Annotated in this window: 17 protein-coding genes and 1 tRNA gene; 13 read left to right on the forward strand and 5 right to left on the reverse strand. The window is 63.6% G+C overall.

Annotated features, from left to right (window positions below; translation table 11 throughout):
* Window positions 1-122 precede the first annotated feature (122 nt).
* The 3 genes from ypfJ to BOO71_RS01495 all read left to right on the forward strand — a co-directional run bounded on the left by ypfJ (window position 123) and on the right by BOO71_RS01495 (window position 2,754).
* Entirely contained in the window at window positions 123-1,010 is an 888-nt protein-coding gene (gene ypfJ / locus BOO71_RS01485) for a KPN_02809 family neutral zinc metallopeptidase (RefSeq protein ID WP_075830227.1), read from the forward strand.
* 114 nt (window positions 1,011-1,124) lie between these two features.
* Complete coding sequence (locus tag BOO71_RS01490; RefSeq protein ID WP_139322674.1) at window positions 1,125-1,826, forward strand: M48 family metallopeptidase; 702 nt, start codon at window positions 1,125-1,127, stop codon at window positions 1,824-1,826.
* A gap of 94 nt (window positions 1,827-1,920) precedes the next feature.
* A complete protein-coding gene (locus tag BOO71_RS01495) occupies window positions 1,921-2,754 on the forward strand; it encodes an alpha/beta fold hydrolase (protein ID WP_075830229.1) in 834 nt (277 codons plus the stop codon).
* 58 nt (window positions 2,755-2,812) lie between these two features.
* Here BOO71_RS01495 and BOO71_RS01500 read toward each other — a convergent pair whose 3' ends face one another.
* Window positions 2,813-3,025: a hypothetical protein gene (locus BOO71_RS01500; protein ID WP_075830230.1), complete on the reverse strand. Its 213-nt coding sequence runs from the start codon at window positions 3,023-3,025 to the stop codon at window positions 2,813-2,815.
* Window positions 3,026-3,162: 137 nt separating this feature from the next.
* Here BOO71_RS01500 and BOO71_RS01505 point away from each other — a divergent pair, with 137 nt between their 5' ends.
* On the forward strand, window positions 3,163-4,281 hold the full coding sequence (locus BOO71_RS01505) for a PQQ-dependent sugar dehydrogenase (protein WP_075830231.1): 1,119 nt from the start codon (window positions 3,163-3,165) through the stop codon (window positions 4,279-4,281).
* 22 nt (window positions 4,282-4,303) lie between these two features.
* Here BOO71_RS01505 and BOO71_RS01510 read toward each other — a convergent pair whose 3' ends face one another.
* From BOO71_RS01510 to BOO71_RS01520, 3 genes are all read right to left on the reverse strand, one after another.
* Window positions 4,304-5,242 carry an endonuclease/exonuclease/phosphatase family protein gene (locus tag BOO71_RS01510; RefSeq protein ID WP_075830232.1) on the reverse strand — a complete coding sequence of 313 codons (939 nt, stop codon included), beginning with the start codon at window positions 5,240-5,242 and terminating at the stop codon, window positions 4,304-4,306.
* A gap of 109 nt (window positions 5,243-5,351) precedes the next feature.
* A complete protein-coding gene (hflX, locus tag BOO71_RS01515) occupies window positions 5,352-7,070 on the reverse strand; it encodes a GTPase HflX (protein WP_075830233.1) in 1,719 nt (572 codons plus the stop codon).
* Window positions 7,071-7,356: 286 nt separating this feature from the next.
* Window positions 7,357-8,262, reverse strand: a complete 906-nt coding sequence (locus tag BOO71_RS01520) for an aminoglycoside phosphotransferase family protein (protein ID WP_083652834.1) — start codon at window positions 8,260-8,262, stop codon at window positions 7,357-7,359.
* A gap of 96 nt (window positions 8,263-8,358) precedes the next feature.
* Here BOO71_RS01520 and BOO71_RS01525 point away from each other — a divergent pair, with 96 nt between their 5' ends.
* From BOO71_RS01525 to BOO71_RS01540, 4 genes are all read left to right on the forward strand, one after another.
* Window positions 8,359-8,829, forward strand: a complete 471-nt coding sequence (locus tag BOO71_RS01525) for a hypothetical protein (protein WP_075830234.1) — start codon at window positions 8,359-8,361, stop codon at window positions 8,827-8,829.
* 180 nt (window positions 8,830-9,009) lie between these two features.
* Window positions 9,010-9,996 carry a choloylglycine hydrolase gene (gene bsh, locus BOO71_RS01530; protein WP_217694831.1) on the forward strand — a complete coding sequence of 329 codons (987 nt, stop codon included), beginning with the start codon at window positions 9,010-9,012 and terminating at the stop codon, window positions 9,994-9,996.
* A 117-nt stretch (window positions 9,997-10,113) separates the two neighbouring features.
* The gene (locus BOO71_RS01535) at window positions 10,114-12,609 is read left to right on the forward strand and encodes a phospholipase D-like domain-containing protein (protein ID WP_083652836.1); all 2,496 of its coding nucleotides are present in this window, start codon (window positions 10,114-10,116) and stop codon (window positions 12,607-12,609) included.
* A gap of 26 nt (window positions 12,610-12,635) precedes the next feature.
* Window positions 12,636-13,298, forward strand: a complete 663-nt coding sequence (locus BOO71_RS01540) for an HAD family hydrolase (protein ID WP_075830236.1) — start codon at window positions 12,636-12,638, stop codon at window positions 13,296-13,298.
* 48 nt (window positions 13,299-13,346) lie between these two features.
* Here BOO71_RS01540 and BOO71_RS01545 read toward each other — a convergent pair.
* Window positions 13,347-13,436, reverse strand: a tRNA-Ser gene (locus BOO71_RS01545).
* A 474-nt stretch (window positions 13,437-13,910) separates the two neighbouring features.
* On the opposite strand from BOO71_RS01545, the gene rpsL reads away from it, so the two are divergent.
* From rpsL to BOO71_RS01570, 5 genes are all read left to right on the forward strand, one after another.
* On the forward strand, window positions 13,911-14,294 hold the full coding sequence (rpsL, locus tag BOO71_RS01550) for a 30S ribosomal protein S12 (RefSeq protein ID WP_029479391.1): 384 nt from the start codon (window positions 13,911-13,913) through the stop codon (window positions 14,292-14,294).
* A 150-nt stretch (window positions 14,295-14,444) separates the two neighbouring features.
* Window positions 14,445-14,915 carry a 30S ribosomal protein S7 gene (rpsG, locus tag BOO71_RS01555; RefSeq protein ID WP_029479390.1) on the forward strand — a complete coding sequence of 157 codons (471 nt, stop codon included), beginning with the start codon at window positions 14,445-14,447 and terminating at the stop codon, window positions 14,913-14,915.
* Window positions 14,916-15,069: 154 nt separating this feature from the next.
* Window positions 15,070-17,172, forward strand: a complete 2,103-nt coding sequence (fusA, locus tag BOO71_RS01560) for an elongation factor G (RefSeq protein ID WP_075830237.1) — start codon at window positions 15,070-15,072, stop codon at window positions 17,170-17,172.
* Between the two features lie 117 nt (window positions 17,173-17,289).
* Window positions 17,290-17,727 (forward strand): hypothetical protein, encoded by a 438-nt coding sequence (locus tag BOO71_RS01565; protein WP_075830238.1) that lies wholly within the window; start codon window positions 17,290-17,292, stop codon window positions 17,725-17,727.
* 334 nt (window positions 17,728-18,061) lie between these two features.
* The coding region (locus BOO71_RS01570; RefSeq protein WP_254842980.1) for a GTP-binding protein at window positions 18,062-18,256 on the forward strand (195 nt) is incomplete at its 3' end.

Consider the following 18,256-nt stretch of genomic DNA (forward strand, 5'->3'; position numbering starts at 1 on the left):
GGTCCCCCTCTGCCTAAAGATCGCGTCAGCCCCTGCTCTGCGCGCGCGGCCTACAATACGGCTCGAATCACAGCATGGAAGGGCCGCAGCAGCGCTGGCCCGGCACCCAAGGAGAGACGACTATGGACTGGAAAAATCTTCCCAGCGGCGGCGGCGGCATCGAGGACCGGCGGGGTGGGGGTGGCGTGCCCGGCGGCGGGATTGCCATCGGCGGCATTGGCGGGCTGATCATCGCTCTGGTGGCCATGTTCTTCGGTATTGATCCCGGCGCGATTCTGGGCGGTGGGGACGGCGGCCAGACCCAGACCCAGACGCAGACTCAATCGCAGGCACAGGCCCAGAGCCAGAGCAGCGCGGCCACCGACGAGAGCTATCAATTCATGGACCGAATCATGACCAGCACCAATGGGGTCTGGGGCGGCATTTTCAAGCAGGCCGGGCGCACCTACACCCCCGCGCGGCTGGTGCTGTACACGCGCGGCACGCAGGGCGGCTGTGGTGTGGCCAGCAGCGCTTCGGGGCCGTTCTACTGCCCGCTGGACAACAAGGTCTACATCGACACCAATTTCTTTTCCACGATGCAGCGTCAACTGGGCGGCGGTGGCGACTTCGCGTATTCCTACGTCGTGGCCCATGAAGTCGGTCACCACGTCCAGAACGAGCTGGGCATCGCCGATCAGGTGGAGCGCGAGCAACGCAGCGCCCGCAGCGAGGCCCAGGCCAATCAGGCCAGCGTGCGTCTGGAGTTGCAGGCCGACTGCTTCGCGGGCGTGTGGGGCAACCGCGTCAAGGATCAGGCCAAAATTACGCAGGCCGACGTGCAGAACGCCATCAACACCGCGCAGGCCATCGGTGACGACAACCTGCAACGCCAGGGGGCGGGCCGCGTGGTCCCCGACTCCTTCACGCACGGCAGCAGCCAGCAGCGCATCAAGTGGTTTACCACCGGCTTCCAGACCGGCGATCCCAACAAGTGCGACACCTTTAACCAGAATTACAACCAGTTGTAAACGGCAGCAGACAGAGGTGGGCGCGGAGTTGCGAGACCCGTGCCCACCTCTTTTTTCATGGGAAAGTGAACCGCCTCGCCCCGCCGCCCGCCCAGATGCGCTTTCCTGATGGGGATGTCAGCGCAATTGCCAACGCAGTGGACCATTTCCGGCGTCCCCGTGACCGTCAAGCGCAGCCTGCGGCGGCGCACTGTGGCCTTGCAGGTGCGGGACGGCGCAGTGACCATCCATGCGCCTGTGCATGTGCCCGTGGCCTTTCTCGAGGACTTTCTGGACTCACGGCGGGAGTGGGTGGAACACCATCTGATGCGGTATGCAGCCCGTCCGTCAGCAGCGTGCCGGACAGGGCGTCAGGAATACACGGACGGCGCACCTTTTCTCTTTCTGGGTGAGCTGCTGACACTGCGGCTGGTCTGGAGCGACAAGACACCGTTGCGCGTGGAGAATGATCTCTTTTTGCCTGTCGAAATCCCGGAACAGGCGCTGGAAGAGTGGGTGCGGGCGGCCTGCCTACCCCCCTACACCGCTCTGCTCAGGTATTACGCTCAAGTGCTGGGCGCGGGGGATCGACTGGGTACGGTGCGGGTCAGCAAGACCACCACACGCTGGGGCAGTTGCAGCAGCCGGGGCGATATCCGCCTGCACTGGAAGCTGTCCCGCGCCCCGTTGGAGGTGCTGCATTACGTCGCCCTGCACGAGGCCGCGCACCTGCTGGAGATGAACCACTCGCCGCGTTACTGGGCGCATGTGGCCCGCGTCATGCCGGGGTGGCAGATGCATCGGCGCTGGCTGAAGGAGAACGGTCAGACGCTCTGACTTGGCTCGACGTTAAATTGTAAGGCCCGTGTATGTTCCCTTCATCACCGCCATTCGCGCCCCATTAGGCTGACGGTCATCAAAGGAGATTCATATGCCCCATATCACTGTCGGCCAGGAAAACAACCAGCCCATCCAGCTTTATTTCGAGGACCACGGCGCAGGCCAGCCCGTCGTCCTGATTCACGGCTATCCCCTCAACGGTCACTCCTGGGAGCGGCAGGAGACGGCCCTGCTCGCGGCGGGCTACCGCGTCATCACCTATGACCGCCGGGGCTTCGGCCAGTCCAGCCAGCCGTCTGCGGGCTACGACTACGATACCTTCACCGCCGATCTCAATACCCTGCTTGAATATCTGGATCTGAAAAACGTGGTGCTGGCGGGCTTCTCGATGGGAACCGGGGAGGTCACGCGTTACCTGGGCAAGTACGGCTCGGCGCGCGTTGCCAAAGCGGTGCTGATCGGCTCCATCCCACCCTTCCTGCTCAAGACCGACGACAACCCCGAAGGTGTGGACCGCAGTGTCTTCACCGGAATCGAGGATGCCATCCGCAAGGACCGTTTCGCGTACCTGACGGACTTCTTCAAGAATTTCTACAATACCGACGTACTGAGCGGCAGCCGCATCAGCGACGAGGCGGTGCGCGCCAGTTGGAATGTCGCGGCCCGCGCCTCGGCCACGGCCACGCTGGAATGTGTGGCGACCTGGCTCGAAGACTTCCGCCCGGACGTGGCGAAGATCGATGTGCCCACCCTGATCGTCCACGGCGACGCGGACCGCGTGCTGCCCATCGACTCCACGGGCGCACGCCTGCCAGAGTTGATCAAGGACAGTGAATACGTGGTCATCAAGGGCGGCCCGCACAACGTCCTCTGGACCTTCCCGGACGAGGTGAATGCGGCGCTGCTGGACTTCCTGAAGAAGTAGTCGGCGCAAAAGAAGAGCCACCCCATATTTCGGGGTGGCTCCTCTTCTGCTGCCTGCTCTACATCGCGGGCATGGGCATCGGGCTGGGCAAGCCGGGCGTGTCCGGGTTATCGGTGGGCTGAGGAACCGGCATTCCGGGTAGGTCGGGATTCACAGGTGGATCGATGATGGGGCCTGTCCCATTTTCGCCGGGCATGCGCTCGGGCATGGGACGGGGAACGTCGGTGGGTTCGGTCGCCGGGGCGGGGGGACGGTCATAGGGTCCGGTCATGGGTTACCTCCAGGTTTGGAATACGCCCGATTCTGTCGGTTCATCCCGTGCAGCAGGGCAGATAGAGGTAAAGGCGTCTTCACGCCTGCGCGTCAGGGATCACAGTCGGGTCTGTGGCGGCTGGGTCAGACTGGATCATGTCTAAACCCAACTCCCGTTTTCTGCTGGCCTGGAGCGTTGCGGCGCTGCTGGCCTCCGCGCAGGCCGCGCCTGCCGTCACTTTCCAGCCGTTCGTCAATGGTCTGAAACAGGTGACCGCCCTGACCCACGCCGGGGACGGTTCGGGCCGCATATACGCCGCGCAGCAGGACGGGCGCGTGCGCCTGATAGAGAACGGCAAGGTCCGGGACAGCCTCTTTCTGGACCTTCAGAAGCTGACGCGGGCGGGCGGGGAGCGCGGCCTGATCGGGCTGGCCTTTGACCCCGAATACAAATCCAACCGCCGCCTCTACGTGCATTACAGCGATCTGAACGGTGATACTTTGCTGGCCCGCTACACCGCCACCCCCGATTTCAGCCGTGCCGAGGCAGGCAGCGCCAGAACGCTGTTTACGGCCAAGCAGCCTTACAGCAACCATAACGGTGGACAGATCGCCTTCGGCCCGGACGGCTTTCTGTATCTGGGTCTGGGCGACGGCGGCAGCGGCGGCGATCCGAAGAACAACGCGCAGAATCTGGGCAGTCCGCTGGGCAAGCTGCTGCGTTTTGACGTGTCGGGTGACGCGGCCAAGCCCGCCGCCGGAAACCCATTTGCCAGCCGTGCGGGGGCCAATCCCAACATCTGGGCGTATGGCCTCCGCAACCCCTGGCGCTTCAGCTTTGACCGGGACGGTGGCGGTCTGGTGATCGCGGACGTGGGCCAGAACAGCTTCGAGGAAGTGGACTTTCAGCCCGCCAGCAGCAAGGGTGGCGAGAACTACGGCTGGCGTGTGCGCGAGGGGCAGGTGTGTTACGAGAAGGGCTGCGCCGACAAGGGCTTCGTGGACCCGATGCTGGTGTACGGACGCACGGAGGGCCAGAGCATCACGGGCGGTTACGTCTACCGGGGCAAGGCTATTCCTGCGCTGAAAGGCCAGTACGTGTTTGCCGATTTCGCCACCGGCACGGTCTGGGCCGCGCCCACCGGGGGCAAGAGCTGGGACAAGGCAGCGCTGGGCAAGGTGGACAACCCCAGCACCTTCGGCGAGGACGAGGCGGGCGAGGTCTACGTGGCCGAATACGGCAGCGGGCGGATTCTGAAGCTGGCCGGGAAGTAAAGGGGCAGGGGAGGCGCGCTGGTTATTTCGGGTCTCCCTCCCGGTACTCCACCACCAGCGGCAGATGATCGCTTTCCTCCGCAGGCAGAACAGTGGCGCGTGTTGGCGTCAACCCACGCGCCATCTGGTGGTCGATCCTCACGCGCAGGCTGAGAAAGGTCCAGCCGGGGCCGCGTCCGGCCTGGGCAAAAGCATCCGGGCCGAATGCCTGTTGCAACTGACGGTACATCAATCCGCGTGGTGGGGTGTTCAGATCGCCGCCCAGCAGCAGCCGGCCAGAACTTTGAGAGGCGATCCCGTTCAGTACCTGTGCCTGTGCCGTGCGGCGGTCACGGGCGACTTGCAGGTACGCCATGTCCCCGGCCAGCGCGTCCATCACCTGCACCGTGCCCAGGTGGGCATTCACCACGCTCAGCGGCTGCCCGCGCCATTGCAAGCGCGTCAGCAGCACTTCACGCTGGTTTCCGGGCAGGTCCACCGTCTCCGATGAGAGGACGGGCAGGCGCGTCAGGGTCATGACCTCCACCGCAGAGCGCAGCGCATAGCCGGGCAGGGCCGCCTTCAGCGCTTCCATATAGCCGGGAGGCTGGAAGTTGGATTCCTGCAACAGGATGATGTCGGCGTCGGCGTTTTTGAGGACGGCGGCCAGACGCTCCGGCGTGGATTTGTAGCCGCTGTTGACGTTGTAGTCCAGCACCCGCAGTCCTCCATTCTGCTGGGGCGTCCAGTGTAAAAAGCCCGCACCCCACGCGGCCAGCAGCGCCCCAGCTAATGCCACGGCAAAACCGCGTTTTCGCAGTGCCGCCCACAGCAATACAAAGGGCGCGGGCAGCAGCCACAGCACGGCAGGTGCGTAGGCCAGCAGCAGCGTGGGCAGCGTCCTTTCCCCGACGAACTCGCCCAGCCCCCAGATCAGCACGACGAATAGCAGATAAACCCAGGCGAGGCGCGAACGAAACATCGGGACAGAGCCTGTCACATCCGGGTGAGAGGTGGCGTCAGTCCAAAGTCTTGAGGGCAAGAAAAAGAGGCGGGAGCAAACGCCCACGCCTCCCTTTCCTCCGAATGCTTCAGCGGTACTGGGCTGCCACTTCCTTCGCCTCTTCACGCTGTGCCATTTCCTGGCGCTGCACCTGTCCAATCGCGTCGGCCAGCGCTTCCTTGAGTTCAGGAATGCCGGTATTTTTCAGCGCACTGACTGGGACGCCGTCCATGCGGTCTATCGCACGCGCCAGCAGGTCCGGCTCGGCAGCGTCGGCCTTGTTCAGGGCCACCACTGTGGGCATCTCCAGGAAGCCCAGGTCTTCCAGAATGCGGTTGACAGAACTCAGGCGGGTGTCCGCGCCGGGGCTGGCCGCGTCCACCACATGCAGCAGCACGTCGGCGTCGCCGATTTCTTCCAGCGTGGCCCGGAAGGCGCGGGTCAGATCCTTGGGCAGATCGCGGATAAAGCCCACGGTGTCGGTGAAGATGACCGGGCCAATCCCCTCAATGAAGCCCTGACGGCTGGTGGGCCGCAACGTGGCGAACAGCTTGTTGGCGGCCAGCACGCGCCGGGGGGCATCGGTGGCGTGCGTGAAGGAGTTCAGCAGCGTGGACTTGCCCGCGTTGGTGTACCCCACGATGGACACCACCGGAATAGCGTTGCGTTCCCGGCTCTTGCGGCGTTCCTCGCGGCGTAGCGATCCGCCTTCCAGTTGTTTTTCCAGAAAGCTCAGGCGGTCATTGATGCGGCGGCGGTCCAGCTCCAGCTTGGTTTCACCGGGACCACGCGTGCCAATCGCGCCCGCCCCTGCGCTGCCCCCGCCCCCGCCGATGCGCGAGAGTTTTGCGCCCGCGCCCAGCAGCCGGGGCTTCATGTAACGCAGTTGCGCCAGCTCCACTTGAAGGCGCGATTCCACCCCCTGCGCGTGCAGCGCGAAGATGTCCAGAATCAGTTGCGTGCGGTCAATGACCTTCAGGCCCGTCGCGGCCTCAATCTCGCGGGCCTGCGCCGCGCCCAGTTCCTGCCCGAAGATCAGCAGATCGGCGTCCAGGTGATACGCCTTGCTGGTCAACTCTTCCAGCTTGCCCGCGCCCACCAGGGTTCCGGCCTTCAGGTTGCGGCGGAAGATCAGTTCCTTATACACCACCTCGGCCCCAGCGGTGCGGGCCAGTTCTACCAGTTCGTCCAGCCGTTCCTCGGCGTCAAATTCGCCCTGGTCCACCTGCACCAGCAGCGCCCGTTCATGGTCCTTCTTGGACTCGCGGGTGCGCGCGGCGCGGGCAATTTCTTCCTCCAGCGCCGACACCTGTGCGCCCAGATCAAAATCATCAATCTGGAAGATCGGCACGGGCGGCAGGATGCGCCAGTCCTCTTCCTCGCCCATCGTGCCGGGCGGGGTCAGGTGCGCGGTGTAAATCGGGCCGGGCTGTCCCTCATTCTTCGCGTCAATGGCCGAAACTGCGTCCAGCCGATTCAAAAACAGCGCGGAGAGGTCACCCTTGCTCAGCGGCCCGCCCTTGGGATGCGCGTGCAGCAGGTGATAGCCCGCCAGCCGGTTCTCGCCTGCACGGATGGCCGGGAGTTCGGCGGCCTTGGCGTCGGCCACGGACACGCTCAAGATGCGTCCCCGGCGATCAATCAGGACGCTGACCTCGCGGCGAATCTCGTGCGCCAGTTCGGCCAGCGTGCGGGCCAGTTCGGGAGAACCCACGCGGCCCGGCTCCACGCGGCGGCGGTACAGGTTGCCCAGTGATTTCAGTTGTGCGGGGCGCAGGCCAGAAACATTTCCAAGAACTTTATCTATGTGAAGTCACATCCTTTTTTGGGTTGTGGGAGGTGGGGTGTGGGTTGTAGGAACAGCCCAAAACCGATAGCTCAGCGTCGCCAGGCCCGAACATCGTTCGCGCGGCGGGTGGCTCCAGGGTTCTGTCATTGGCCTCAGAATAGCGCCCAGGCGCATTTGCAATGGTGTGCAATGCCTTCAGATGGCTATGGATTCAGAGGGCGGAGAACCCGCGCAGGTTTCAGATCTTGATCATCGTGGATGCACAATAGAGGAGAGGCAGGGGCGGGCGCATCGGCATGGTGGCTTACCACGTGTCTGCCAATACTTCCTGAACCGTGTACCAGCTCCGCTCCATGATTTCCGGGTTGGTGTGCTGGTAGTACGGCAGCGCGAACAGGGCTTTTGCCAGCGCTCTGGCCCGTCCGCGTTCCCAGGTGGCGTCATCCGGTTGCAAAACCTCGCGGTAGATGCGGCGGCCTTTCGTACCCAGCGCATTCCAGGCGGGCATCAGGTCAATGGCCGGGTCACCGAGTTCCAGCGACGCGAAATCCAGCACGGCGGTCAGGCCTTCGCCGTCCCACAAGAGGTTGTTGCTGTGCAAGTCGCCGTGAACCCAGATGGGGGCAGTCGTCCAGCCGGGGAGTTTTATAGCCTCATCCCAGACGGCGGTGATCTGCGCCCGCGTTGCAGCATCCAGCAACTCCGCCGAGGCTTGAATGGCGGCCCGAACATGCGGGTCCAGTTCGTGAAGTTCGGGGGCTGGATTTTTTGCACGCGGCGCGTCAGTCTCATCGCGTTTTCGGAGTGCCAGTACAAATTCGGCCAGTTGCCGGGCCAGCTCTGGCCTCGCCGCCATTTCTGACAATGACAACATCTCGCCCGGTAGCCAGCGGTAAATGCCCCAGGTGTACGGATAATCCTCGCCCGGTTGACCTAGTGCCAGCGGCTGGGGCACGCGCAGGGGCAAGCGCGGCGCGAGCCGGGGCAGCCATTCCAGCTCTTTTTCCACCTGCCCGGCGGCCCAGCCGATGCGGGGCAGCCGCACCATCATTTTCCCGCCCAGGCGGTACAGCGCGTTGTCGGTGCCAAACGATTGGACGCGGCGCACAGGCAATCCGGCCCACTGCGGAAACTGCGCGGCCAGCAGCCTCTGCACCAGCGCGGCATCGGTGTGGATTTCGTCGGCGTGCATCTTGAGGTCAGGCGACATTGGGCCGAGGGTAACGCCGCGCCGCGCTGTCAGGCATGGGCCGAACGGCTTACGGCGTTCCCATCCCCCGGTCCTCCGCGTCCTACACTAATCCGCATGTCCACCCCTGAACTGCTGCGCGAGATGCTGCGCGAGGTGCTGTACGGCCCGGACGGCGGCCCGCTGGCCGTGGGTCTGTTCAGTGTGGGCGAGGCGGGACTCCTGCGAACCGCCCACGCTTTTACACAAGCTCAGGCCAGTGCCCCCGCCGCCCCTGGTCGCCCCACGCCCGCGCAGATCACCGTGCATCTGCGGCAGTCACTGGAACTGGCCGCCGCCCAACTGGCAGACCCCTACGCCCTGCCCCCGGACGAGGCCGATGCGTGGACCGTGCGTTTCGCCAGTCCGCAGGCGTGGCGAATGGAACTCGTTGCCCTGGCCCGCGCCGGTCAGCACTTCTATGAGGCGCTGTACCTTCCCCTCTCGCCAGATGGCCTGAGAATCGCCTTCGGGGCCGTCGCGCACGCCGCGTATCACACTGGGGCGCTGAGGTTTCATCTGGCGAATCTGAGGGCCGATCAGAGCTGACTCGCTGTGTAGCTGCTGATGGGAGCTGGTGGGTAGATCGTAAATGAACGCACATTTCCTTCTCTCCCATGTCGGCGGGAGGGGCGGCGGATAGATTCGGCGTCTATCTATAACTGTAGTGCCATCTTTGTGTCGCCTCGCATTCAGCATTGTTAGACAGGAGCAGCCATGTGTACCGCCATGTCATGGGTTCGGAACGACAGCTTCTACTTCGGCAGAAATATGGATATTGAGCGCTCGTTTGGCGAACAGGTGGTCATCACGCCGCGCGGCTATCCCCTGACTTTCAAGCGGGAGGCTGCGCAAACCGTCAAGTACGCCATGATCGGCATGGGTTCAGTGGCCCAGGACTATCCGCTGTACGCCGAGGCTGTCAATGAGCGCGGGCTGGGCGTGGCGGGCACCTACTTTCCCGGTTTCGCAAAGTACGCCACAGAGGAGAAGGAGGGCCATTTCAACGTGGCCGCCTACGAGTTGATTCCCTGGATACTTTCCCGCTACGCCACGGTGGACGAGGCGTATGACGATTTGACCCGCCTGAACCTGATGGCGCTGTCGCTGATGGACGGATTGCCGGTAGCCGAATTGCACTGGCTGGTCTCAGACCGCAAACGCTCGGTGGTGATTGAATTCACTGAAGCTGGACTGCAACTCACCGAGGACCCCATTGGCTTGCTGACCAACAACCCCTCGGCGGCGTGGCACCTGATGAACCTGCGGACGTATCTGGGCGTGACCGCTGAGCAGCCAGAGGAAACGTCCTGGGACGGCTTGCCTCTCACGGCGCTGGGACAGGGGCAGGGGGCTTACGGGTTGCCGGGGGATGCCTCGCCGCCCTCCAGATTCGTCAAGGCCGCCTTCCTGAAAGCCCATGCGGCAGGCGCGGAGACCGAGGCGGAACGGGTCTCGCAGTTCTTCCATATTCTGGACGGTGTGGCGATGGTGCGTGGCACGGTGGCGCTACCGAACGGCGGGATGGACAGCACCACCTACAGCTCGTGCATGTCCATAGACGAGGGCCTGTTTTACTACAAGACCTATGGCAACAGCCGGATCACTGCCGTGGACCTCAACGGCGAGGATCTGGACGGAGAAAAGCTGATCGTCTACCCGCTGAATCAGCAGCAGGACATTCTGCGCCAACCGCAGCCGCGTGGGAAAGGTTGAATTGAGAGAACCCTGCTCTTTTCCACCCTCTGCTCCCGATGGCAGGGGGTCCAGGAAGATCATTTGGAGCGGGGACTTCTCCCTCTTCCAGCATCGTTTTGACCAAGTCGTCCAGGCGTGAGCGCTTCCTACCGCCAACTGCTCAGGGTCATCTTCGCGGCCATCAGTGGAATCACGGCCACCACCGCCCTGGTCTGGCTGGCCTCACGCGACAAACGGCGGCCTGTCTGGACCCTGGTTCTCACCCTGCTGGCGACGCTGGCGGGACTTGCGCTGACCGTGAGTCTGGTGTGGTACGCCGCCGGGCCAGGAGACCGCAAAAGGAGGCCCGCCATGCGAGTTCTGGTTTTTTCTGCCGTTTTTGGAGTGATCCTGACCCTGTTGTTGGCCCGTCTTCTGATCGGCCCTGCCGTGGAGGCGTTGCCTGACGCACAGGTGTTTTTGCGGGCCTACGTGGCGGTTCTGGCGGCGTCGCTGGCCGTGACGGCAGGTTTCGCGTTGATCGGGGCACTGAGCGCCGGGGCGCTGCCCCTGACGAAACTGGGCGTGCCGTTCCGCGCCAGACCGTACCGCGTGGGCGTGGCGCTGGCGGTGGCCGGGGGCGTGCTGATGGTTCCTGCGCTGCTGATTCTGGTGGGGACGGCGGTATACCAACAGGGAGCGCTGGGCGGGAATCTCCACCTCAGCGTGCTTCTTGGTGCGGTGGCAGCGCTGTACGGGTTGCTGGCGGGTCTGGTGCTGGGCCTGCTGACCGTGCGCGTGGGGCAGGTCTGGCGGCCCGCGCTGGCCGGATTGCTGGGGGCCGGGCTGGGCGGCGTGGTCTGCGGCCTGTTGTTTCCCCTGCTGGGCGTGTCGGGCGTGATCCGCAGCGGCTGGGGCTTCGTGCTGATCGTCATGGCGCTGGTGGCCGTGATCCATCTGGGGTGGGGTCTGGGCGTGCGCCGCGCCATGACGCGCATCGTGGAACTGGGTGACGTGGAACTGGGCGAGAAGCGAACAGGTCACCCCCTGCAAGTCGCCAGCCGCATTCAGGTCAATGTCGTCGCCACCCTCTCGCTGCTGGTGCTGGCCTCGGTGCTGGGACTGACCCGCACGCTGGGCGAGTTCGTGACCTCCCGCCCAGTTAATCCGGCCCCTCTGCGCGTCACACAGCCGGCCAACCGCAGTGCCATGTCGGCCTGCTCCGAACCGACGAATGCGCTGGAACGCGTGGTCTGGCAGGTGACCACCCAGGACAACCGCCCGGACCTGTCCTGCCAGAACGAGGTCTATCCCCTGATCCGTATGCCCGGCCCCAGCTCAGTGGGAATGCCCGGCGAGGCGGTGGTCCCGGCAGACCTCGCCGCCGAGAAAGCGCTGGAAAGCCACGACCCGGCGGCGGCCAGCGGCTTTGATGACGTGGCCGCGCTGGTCCTGAGTGCCCGGCGTGAAGTGCTGTTTACCACCATGCAGTGGCAGGAGGGACCCCTGAACCCCGGTCAGACACTGGCACACGCTCTGGCTGGGCTGTACGCGCGGGTCAGGGCCGATCCCGCCGCCTACCCGGACGGCATGGACGTGCGCCTGACCCTGGGCAATTTCCCGGTGGTGTCCACCTTTGAGTGGGGGGCCGAGGTCTGGGGGGCGCTGCGCGATCTCAAATCGGCGGGCGTGCCGCTGGATGACCCGGCGCATGGATGGCGGGTGCGGCTGGGCAATTACGTGGGCACCTTTCCGCACAGCCACGTCAAACTGCTGGTCATTGACGGCGAGTTGCTGATGGGCGCTGGCTTCAACTATGGCTACGGGCATTTTCCACGCAACCATCCATCGGGTAAGGGCGACAACCTGTTTGATCTGGCGCTGGTCACGCGTGGCCCGGTGGCACAGGACGGCGTGACTGTCTTTGAAGACCTGTGGACCCGCAGCAAGGTGGTGGAATGCGACGCCGAACCGGACCCCGCCAATCCGCAGCAGGGCTGCCGTCTGGGCGCACGCGGCGTCCGGGGCGGCCCGCCCGAGGTCCGCGACGCCTACCCGGCGGGAACCCAGCGCGTCTTCAGCCTGTACCGCCGCGAGGGCTTTACCGAGGCCGATCAGGCGGTGGTGGCTGTGCTGGGGGCCGCCAGAAGTCGTGTTGATCTACTTCAGGTCAACTTCAGCATGGACGTGAGCTGCATCGTGGCGCTGCTGAACCCGGCGCTGTGTACCGAGCGGGACCGCCTGCCATACATGACGGCCCTGCTGGACGCCCTGGAACGCGGGGTCAGGGTCCGTCTGATGACCGATGAGGGTGGTCTGGGCGGGATTGAAAACCGCATCGCCCTGGCCTATCTGGGCCGCGAGATGAGCAAGCGCGGCATCCCCGCCGCCCGTTTCCAGGCCCGCTGGTTTCCCACGCCGCTGCACGCCAAGGCCATGCTGGTAGACGGCGAGATGCTCGTGGTGGGCAGCATGAACATGCACTATTCCTCGTGGACACAGGGGCCACTGGGTCTGGCCGAGTATGACCTCGCCACCACCGCGCCGTCCGTGGTTAGCGAGTTTGCCGGGATTTACAGCGACTCCTGGCCGCAGTCCGAAAAAGTCGTGTTGCCGCCCTTTCTAACCGAAACGGGTGTGGGAGAACGTTGAAAGGTGGGCGCTAGACTGACGCTGTTTTGACTCCTTCCAATTCAGGCCCCACGCCCAGTTTCCTGTGGGATCTGGACGGCACACTTCTGGACACCTACCCGGCCATTGACGGCGCGTTGCAGGACGCTCTGGCAGCACTGGGGCGTCCCACCGAACTGACCGCACTCGTTCCGCTGACCCGTGTCACGCTGGGCCATGCCATTGGGACGCTGGCGGCCCGGCTGGGTCTGGAAGAGGACGCGCTGTGGCAGGCGCATGGACAGGCCGAGGCCCGGCGGAGCGGTCAATTTGCCCCGCCCATGCCGTATGCCTGTGAGGTTATGACGGAAGTTCGGGCGCGCGGTGCGCTGAATCTGGTGGTCACGCACCGGGACCGCGAAGGGGCCATCGTCCGCTTGCAGGCGGCGGGGCTGTGGCCGCTGGTGGACGATCTGATCAGCGTCAGCGACGGCTATGCGCGCAAGCCCGATCCGGCGATGTTTCTGGCGGCAATGGACCGTCATGCGCTGAAGCCTGCCGGGTGCCTCGCTGTCGGTGACCGGGAACTGGACATTCGTGCGGCCCACGATGCCGGAATTCCCGCCGCCCTGCTGGTCACGCCCGGCGCGAATCTGGCTGTGGAAGCGGAGTACATGCTGCCGGATCTGAAAGCCTTGCTTGGCGTGCTGAACACGGACCTGCCTGCATAAGCAAACGCCCCAGCCTGATCGACTGGGACGCTTCTGCTGCTGTGCTTCTGGCGAAGAGGGTGGGATTCGAACCCACGGTACAGTTGCCCGTACTTCAGTTTTCGAGACTGACCCATTCAACCGCTCTGGCACCTCTCCGCGCCGCCTTCATACGATGGGCAAGCGGGAGTGTAGCACGCCCTGATCGGGCGGGGTAGAGGCCAACGGGTGAAACTTTTTGAATGCCCTGAAGTCCCGTCCTTCCCGTCTATGAATCCGCACAGAACGTCATCGGCACAACAAACTGAGAACCTGTCATGCCTTGTTGCAGGCGACAAGGTCTGGTGGAATGGGCGTCTGTCGCACTTGCGTCCCACCCGCTCGGGGCGTATCATGCCAAGGTTGAAAACTGCCCCGGTCCAGGGTTGCACCGCGAGGAGTTTTTCTTCATTCCGCTCCGGCAAGTGACCGTCAAGGCTGATGCTGACAGCCGTAAAAGTCCGTCAGGAGCGCGTGATCACCTCAAAGCTGGAACTGTCAACCCGTCGCCCGGCCCCGTACGCGTGGGCTGGCCCCACCTTCCGAGAACGATCCATCAATCTTTGGAACACCGAACACGAGGAGTGATTCACCCTGCCTACCACCCAGCAACTGATCCGCAAGGGGCGTTCCACGCTCCAGAAGAAGAGCAAGGTTCCGGCCCTGAAGGGCAGCCCCTTCCGGCGCGGCGTCTGCACGGTCGTCAAGACCACCACGCCAAAGAAGCCCAACTCGGCGCTGCGGAAGATTGCCCGCGTGCGTCTGTCCAGCGGCTTTGAAGTCACCGCCTACATCCCCGGCGAGGGCCACAACCTTCAGGAACACAGCGTCGTACTGATTCGCGGCGGACGCGTCAAGGACTTGCCCGGCGTGCGTTACCACATCGTGCGCGGCAGCCTGGACACCCAGGGCGTCAAGGACCGCAACAAGAGCCGCTCCAAGTACGGCACCAAGAAGCCCAAGGCGGCCAAGAAGTAAAGTCCCTGCTTTTCTCTTCACAGAAATGAGCAGGACAGTCGGCACGCCACCTTGCGGCAAGAACACCCATGTTCGCCAGAGGTCAGGCCAATGAATCAAGCGAAACGCGCTTAAACACAGCGCACCACAAAAGCACCCAAGGAGTTCAACATGGCACGTCGCCGCAGAGCAGAAGTGCGTCCCCTCCAGCCCGATCTGGTTTATCAGGACGTACTGGTCAGCGCCACCATCAACCGCATCATGGAAGACGGCAAGAAGAACCTTGCCAGCCGTATTTTCTACGGAGCCATGAAAGTCGTCCAAGAGCGCACCGGTCAGGAGTCACTCAAGATCTTCAAGCAGGCCATGGACAACATCAAGCCGCGCGTGGAAGTCCGCAGCCGCCGCGTCGGGGGCAGCACCTATCAGGTGCCCGTGGAAGTCAGTGTGCGCCGCCAGCAGAGCCTGACCCTGCGCTGGATGATGTCAGCCGTGGACAGCCGTCCCGAGCGCACTGCCATTGAGCGTCTGGCCGGAGAGATCATGGACGCCGCCCAGGGCCGTGGTGGCTCGATCAAGAAGAAAGACGATATCGAGCGTATGGCGGAAGCCAACCGCGCCTACGCGCACTACCGCTGGTAAACGTTTTTTCCGCCCAGAAGCGTTGAACTGGACGGTGGGATTCCCTGCCGTCCAGTTCAGGTGAGGGGCGCAAACTGTCGGGCGCACAAGTCTGCTGCTCGGCTCAACCCACTCGGGAGGCGAGACACGCTTCCCCTCTCAATCAGGGAGTCCAATGACCACCAAAGCCACCAATTACCTGACCAATTTCCGCAACATCGGGATTGCCGCGCACATCGATGCGGGCAAGACCACCACCACCGAGCGCATCCTGTTCTTCACCGGGCGCAACCGCAGCATCGGCGAGGTACATGACGGCGCGGCCACCATGGACTGGATGGAGCAGGAGCGCGAGCGCGGTATCACGATTACCGCCGCCGCCACCACCGCCAAGTGGACCCGTTCCGGCACCGATCAGGAATACGTCGTCAACATCATCGACACCCCCGGTCACGTGGACTTCACCATTGAAGTCGAGCGTTCCATGCGCGTGCTGGACGGCGCAGTGGCCGTGTTCGATTCCAGCCAGGGCGTCGAGCCGCAGAGCGAGACCGTGTGGCGTCAGGCAGACCGTTACGGCGTGCCGCGCATCGCGTTCTCCAACAAGATGGACAAGACCGGCGCAAGCTTCGAGCTAGTGCTGAACGACATCCGCGAACGCCTCGGCGCGATTCCTGCCCCCATCCAGTATCCGATGGGCGAGGAAGCCGACTTCAAGGGCATCATCGATATCGTGAGAATGCAGACCCACACCTTCGCCAACGATCTGGGCACCGATATCGTGGTGGGCGAGATCGGCGACATCCCCGAGAAGTTCGTGGGCAAGGTGGCCGAAATGCGCGCCATGATGATCGAGGCCGCCGCCGAAGTCGACGAAGACGTGATGATGAAGTTCCTGGAAGGCGAGGACCCCACCGTGGAGGAGCTGATCAGTGCCCTGCGCAAGGGCACCATCGCGCAGAAGATCTTCCCGGTGCTGTGCGGCAGTGCGCTGAAGAACAAGGGCGTTCAGCTTCTCCTCGACGCCGTGATCGATTACCTGCCCAACCCGCTGGAAGTTCCGGCCATCGTCGGTAAGGTGGAAGACAGCGAGGAAACCGTCACCTTCCCGCCTGATCCCGAGGGCAAGCTGGCCGCGCTGGCGTTCAAGATCATGGCCGATCCCTACGTGGGCCGCCTGACCTTCGTGCGCATCTACTCGGGCACCATGCAGTCCGGCAGCTACATCATGAACGCCTCCAAGGACAAGCGCGAGCGCGTGGGCCGTCTGCTGAAGATGCACGCCAACAGCCGTGAAGAAGTCACCGAGTTGAAGGCCGGGGAACTGGGCGCTGTGATCGGCCTGCGCGACTCCGGTACGGGCAATACCCTGATCGGGGACGGCGACGACACCGTGCTGCTGGAAAGCATCGATATCCCGGAACCCGTGATCAAGCTGGCCATCGAACCCAAGACCAAGGCCGATCAGGAAAAGATGGGCGTCGGTCTCCAGAAGCTGGCCGAGGAAGATCCCACCTTCCGTGTGGAATCTGATCAGGAAAGCGGTCAGACCACCATTGCGGGCATGGGCGAGTTGCACCTGGAAATCCTGGTGGACCGTCTGCGGCGCGAGTACAAGGTGGAAGCCAACGTGGGCGCGCCCCAGGTGGCCTACCGCGAGACCATCACCAGGGCCACCGACGTGGAAGGCAAGTTTGTTCGTCAGTCGGGCGGACGCGGACAGTTCGGGCACGTCAAGATCCGCGCCGAGCCTCTGGAACCCGGCTCCGGCTTCGTGTTCGAGAACGCCGTGGTGGGCGGCACCATCCCCCGCGAGTACATCAACCCGGCCCAGAAGGGCATCGAGGAAGCCATGCAGAGCGGTCCCATGCTGGGCTTCCCGGTGGTGGACATGAAGGTCACCATTTACGACGGGTCCTACCACGACGTGGATTCCTCGGAAATGGCGTTCAAGATCGCCGGATCAATGGCCCTCAAGGAAGCCGTCCAGAAGGGCGCTCCCGCGATCCTGGAACCCGTGATGCGCGTCGAGGTCACTGTGCCTGACGACTTCATGGGCGACATCATCGGCGACCTCAACAGCCGCCGGGGCCAGATTCAGGGCATGGAAGCGCGCGGCAACGCCCAGCTCGTCAAGGCCTTCGTGCCGCTGAGCGAGATGTTCGGCTACGCCACCGAAATGCGCTCGATGACGCAGGGCCGCGCCAGCTACAGCATGTTCTTCGATCACTACACCCAGGTGCCGGCCAACATCGCCCAGGGGCTGATGAAGAAGTAAACCAGACTTGAGAGGAAAAGGCCCGCCGTGATTGGCGGGCTTTTTCTTTTGTCCCCATTGGCGATGTGGGGTTGGAGATGTGGGCCTGGGGACGCGGGCACGGTACTCTGGGAAGTGATGACTGCCCCCACCTCTCCCGAACAAAAACAACTCGGCCCGCGTCCCCAGCGCCTGCTGTTCCTGACGCTGCCCCTGCTGATTGGCGTCTTCTACAACGCGATCTCACTGCTGACCCTGCCTTTCTCCGGCCCGACGCTGACCGACATGCTGGCCCGCCTGAATCAGCAGTCTTCCACTTCAGGACTGCCGCCCATCCAGCTCGCCCCCGATCAGCTCCAATGGGTGCTGTGGCTGTCTTTCGCCATCACGGCGATTCTGATCCTGTGGCTGTATTACACGCGCCGCGCCCTGCTGGAAGGCCGAAGCTGGGGCCGCGTTTCGGCCATCGTGATCGGTGTGTTTACCCTTCTGATCTTTCCCATCGGCACCGTGCTGGGCATCTTCATGTTGATCGGCGCATTCGATAAGAACGTGGTGGCCTACGCCCGACACTGATCGGGTGTCCGGCTGAATAGAAACAGCCGAATTGGCTTCAGCTTCTCGCCTTGCAGGGATACTTTTCTGGATACATCTCCCAGCGGTGCCTGAAGTGGCGGTCAGGCGAGATTTCTATTTCTCCATCAGACTTGCCATGATCCCTGGTTTCCTGTATCCTTCTTCTTCGGTGCGTCTGGATTCCAGCGCAACGTGCCAGCACGGCGGGACACTGCCCTGGCGAGAATCAACCCAATGTGGGTCACACCATCAGAACCCTGCGGTATGCGCGGGGGACGCCCGATCAAAGGGGCGGTTTTGCGTGTAAATCCACCACTTGGAGGGAGCAGAGAACATGGCAAAAGGAACTTTTTCGCGCAACAAGCCGCACGTGAACATCGGCACCATCGGACACGTCGATCACGGCAAGACCACCCTGACCGCTGCCATCACCTTCACGGCCGCCGCGATGGACCCCACCATCGAAACGATGGACTACAGCCAGATCGACAAGGCCCCCGAAGAAAAGGCCCGTGGCATCACCATCAAC

It is taken from the genome of Deinococcus marmoris (assembly GCF_001949125.1).
GTDB lineage: Bacteria > Deinococcota > Deinococci > Deinococcales > Deinococcaceae > Deinococcus > Deinococcus marmoris_A.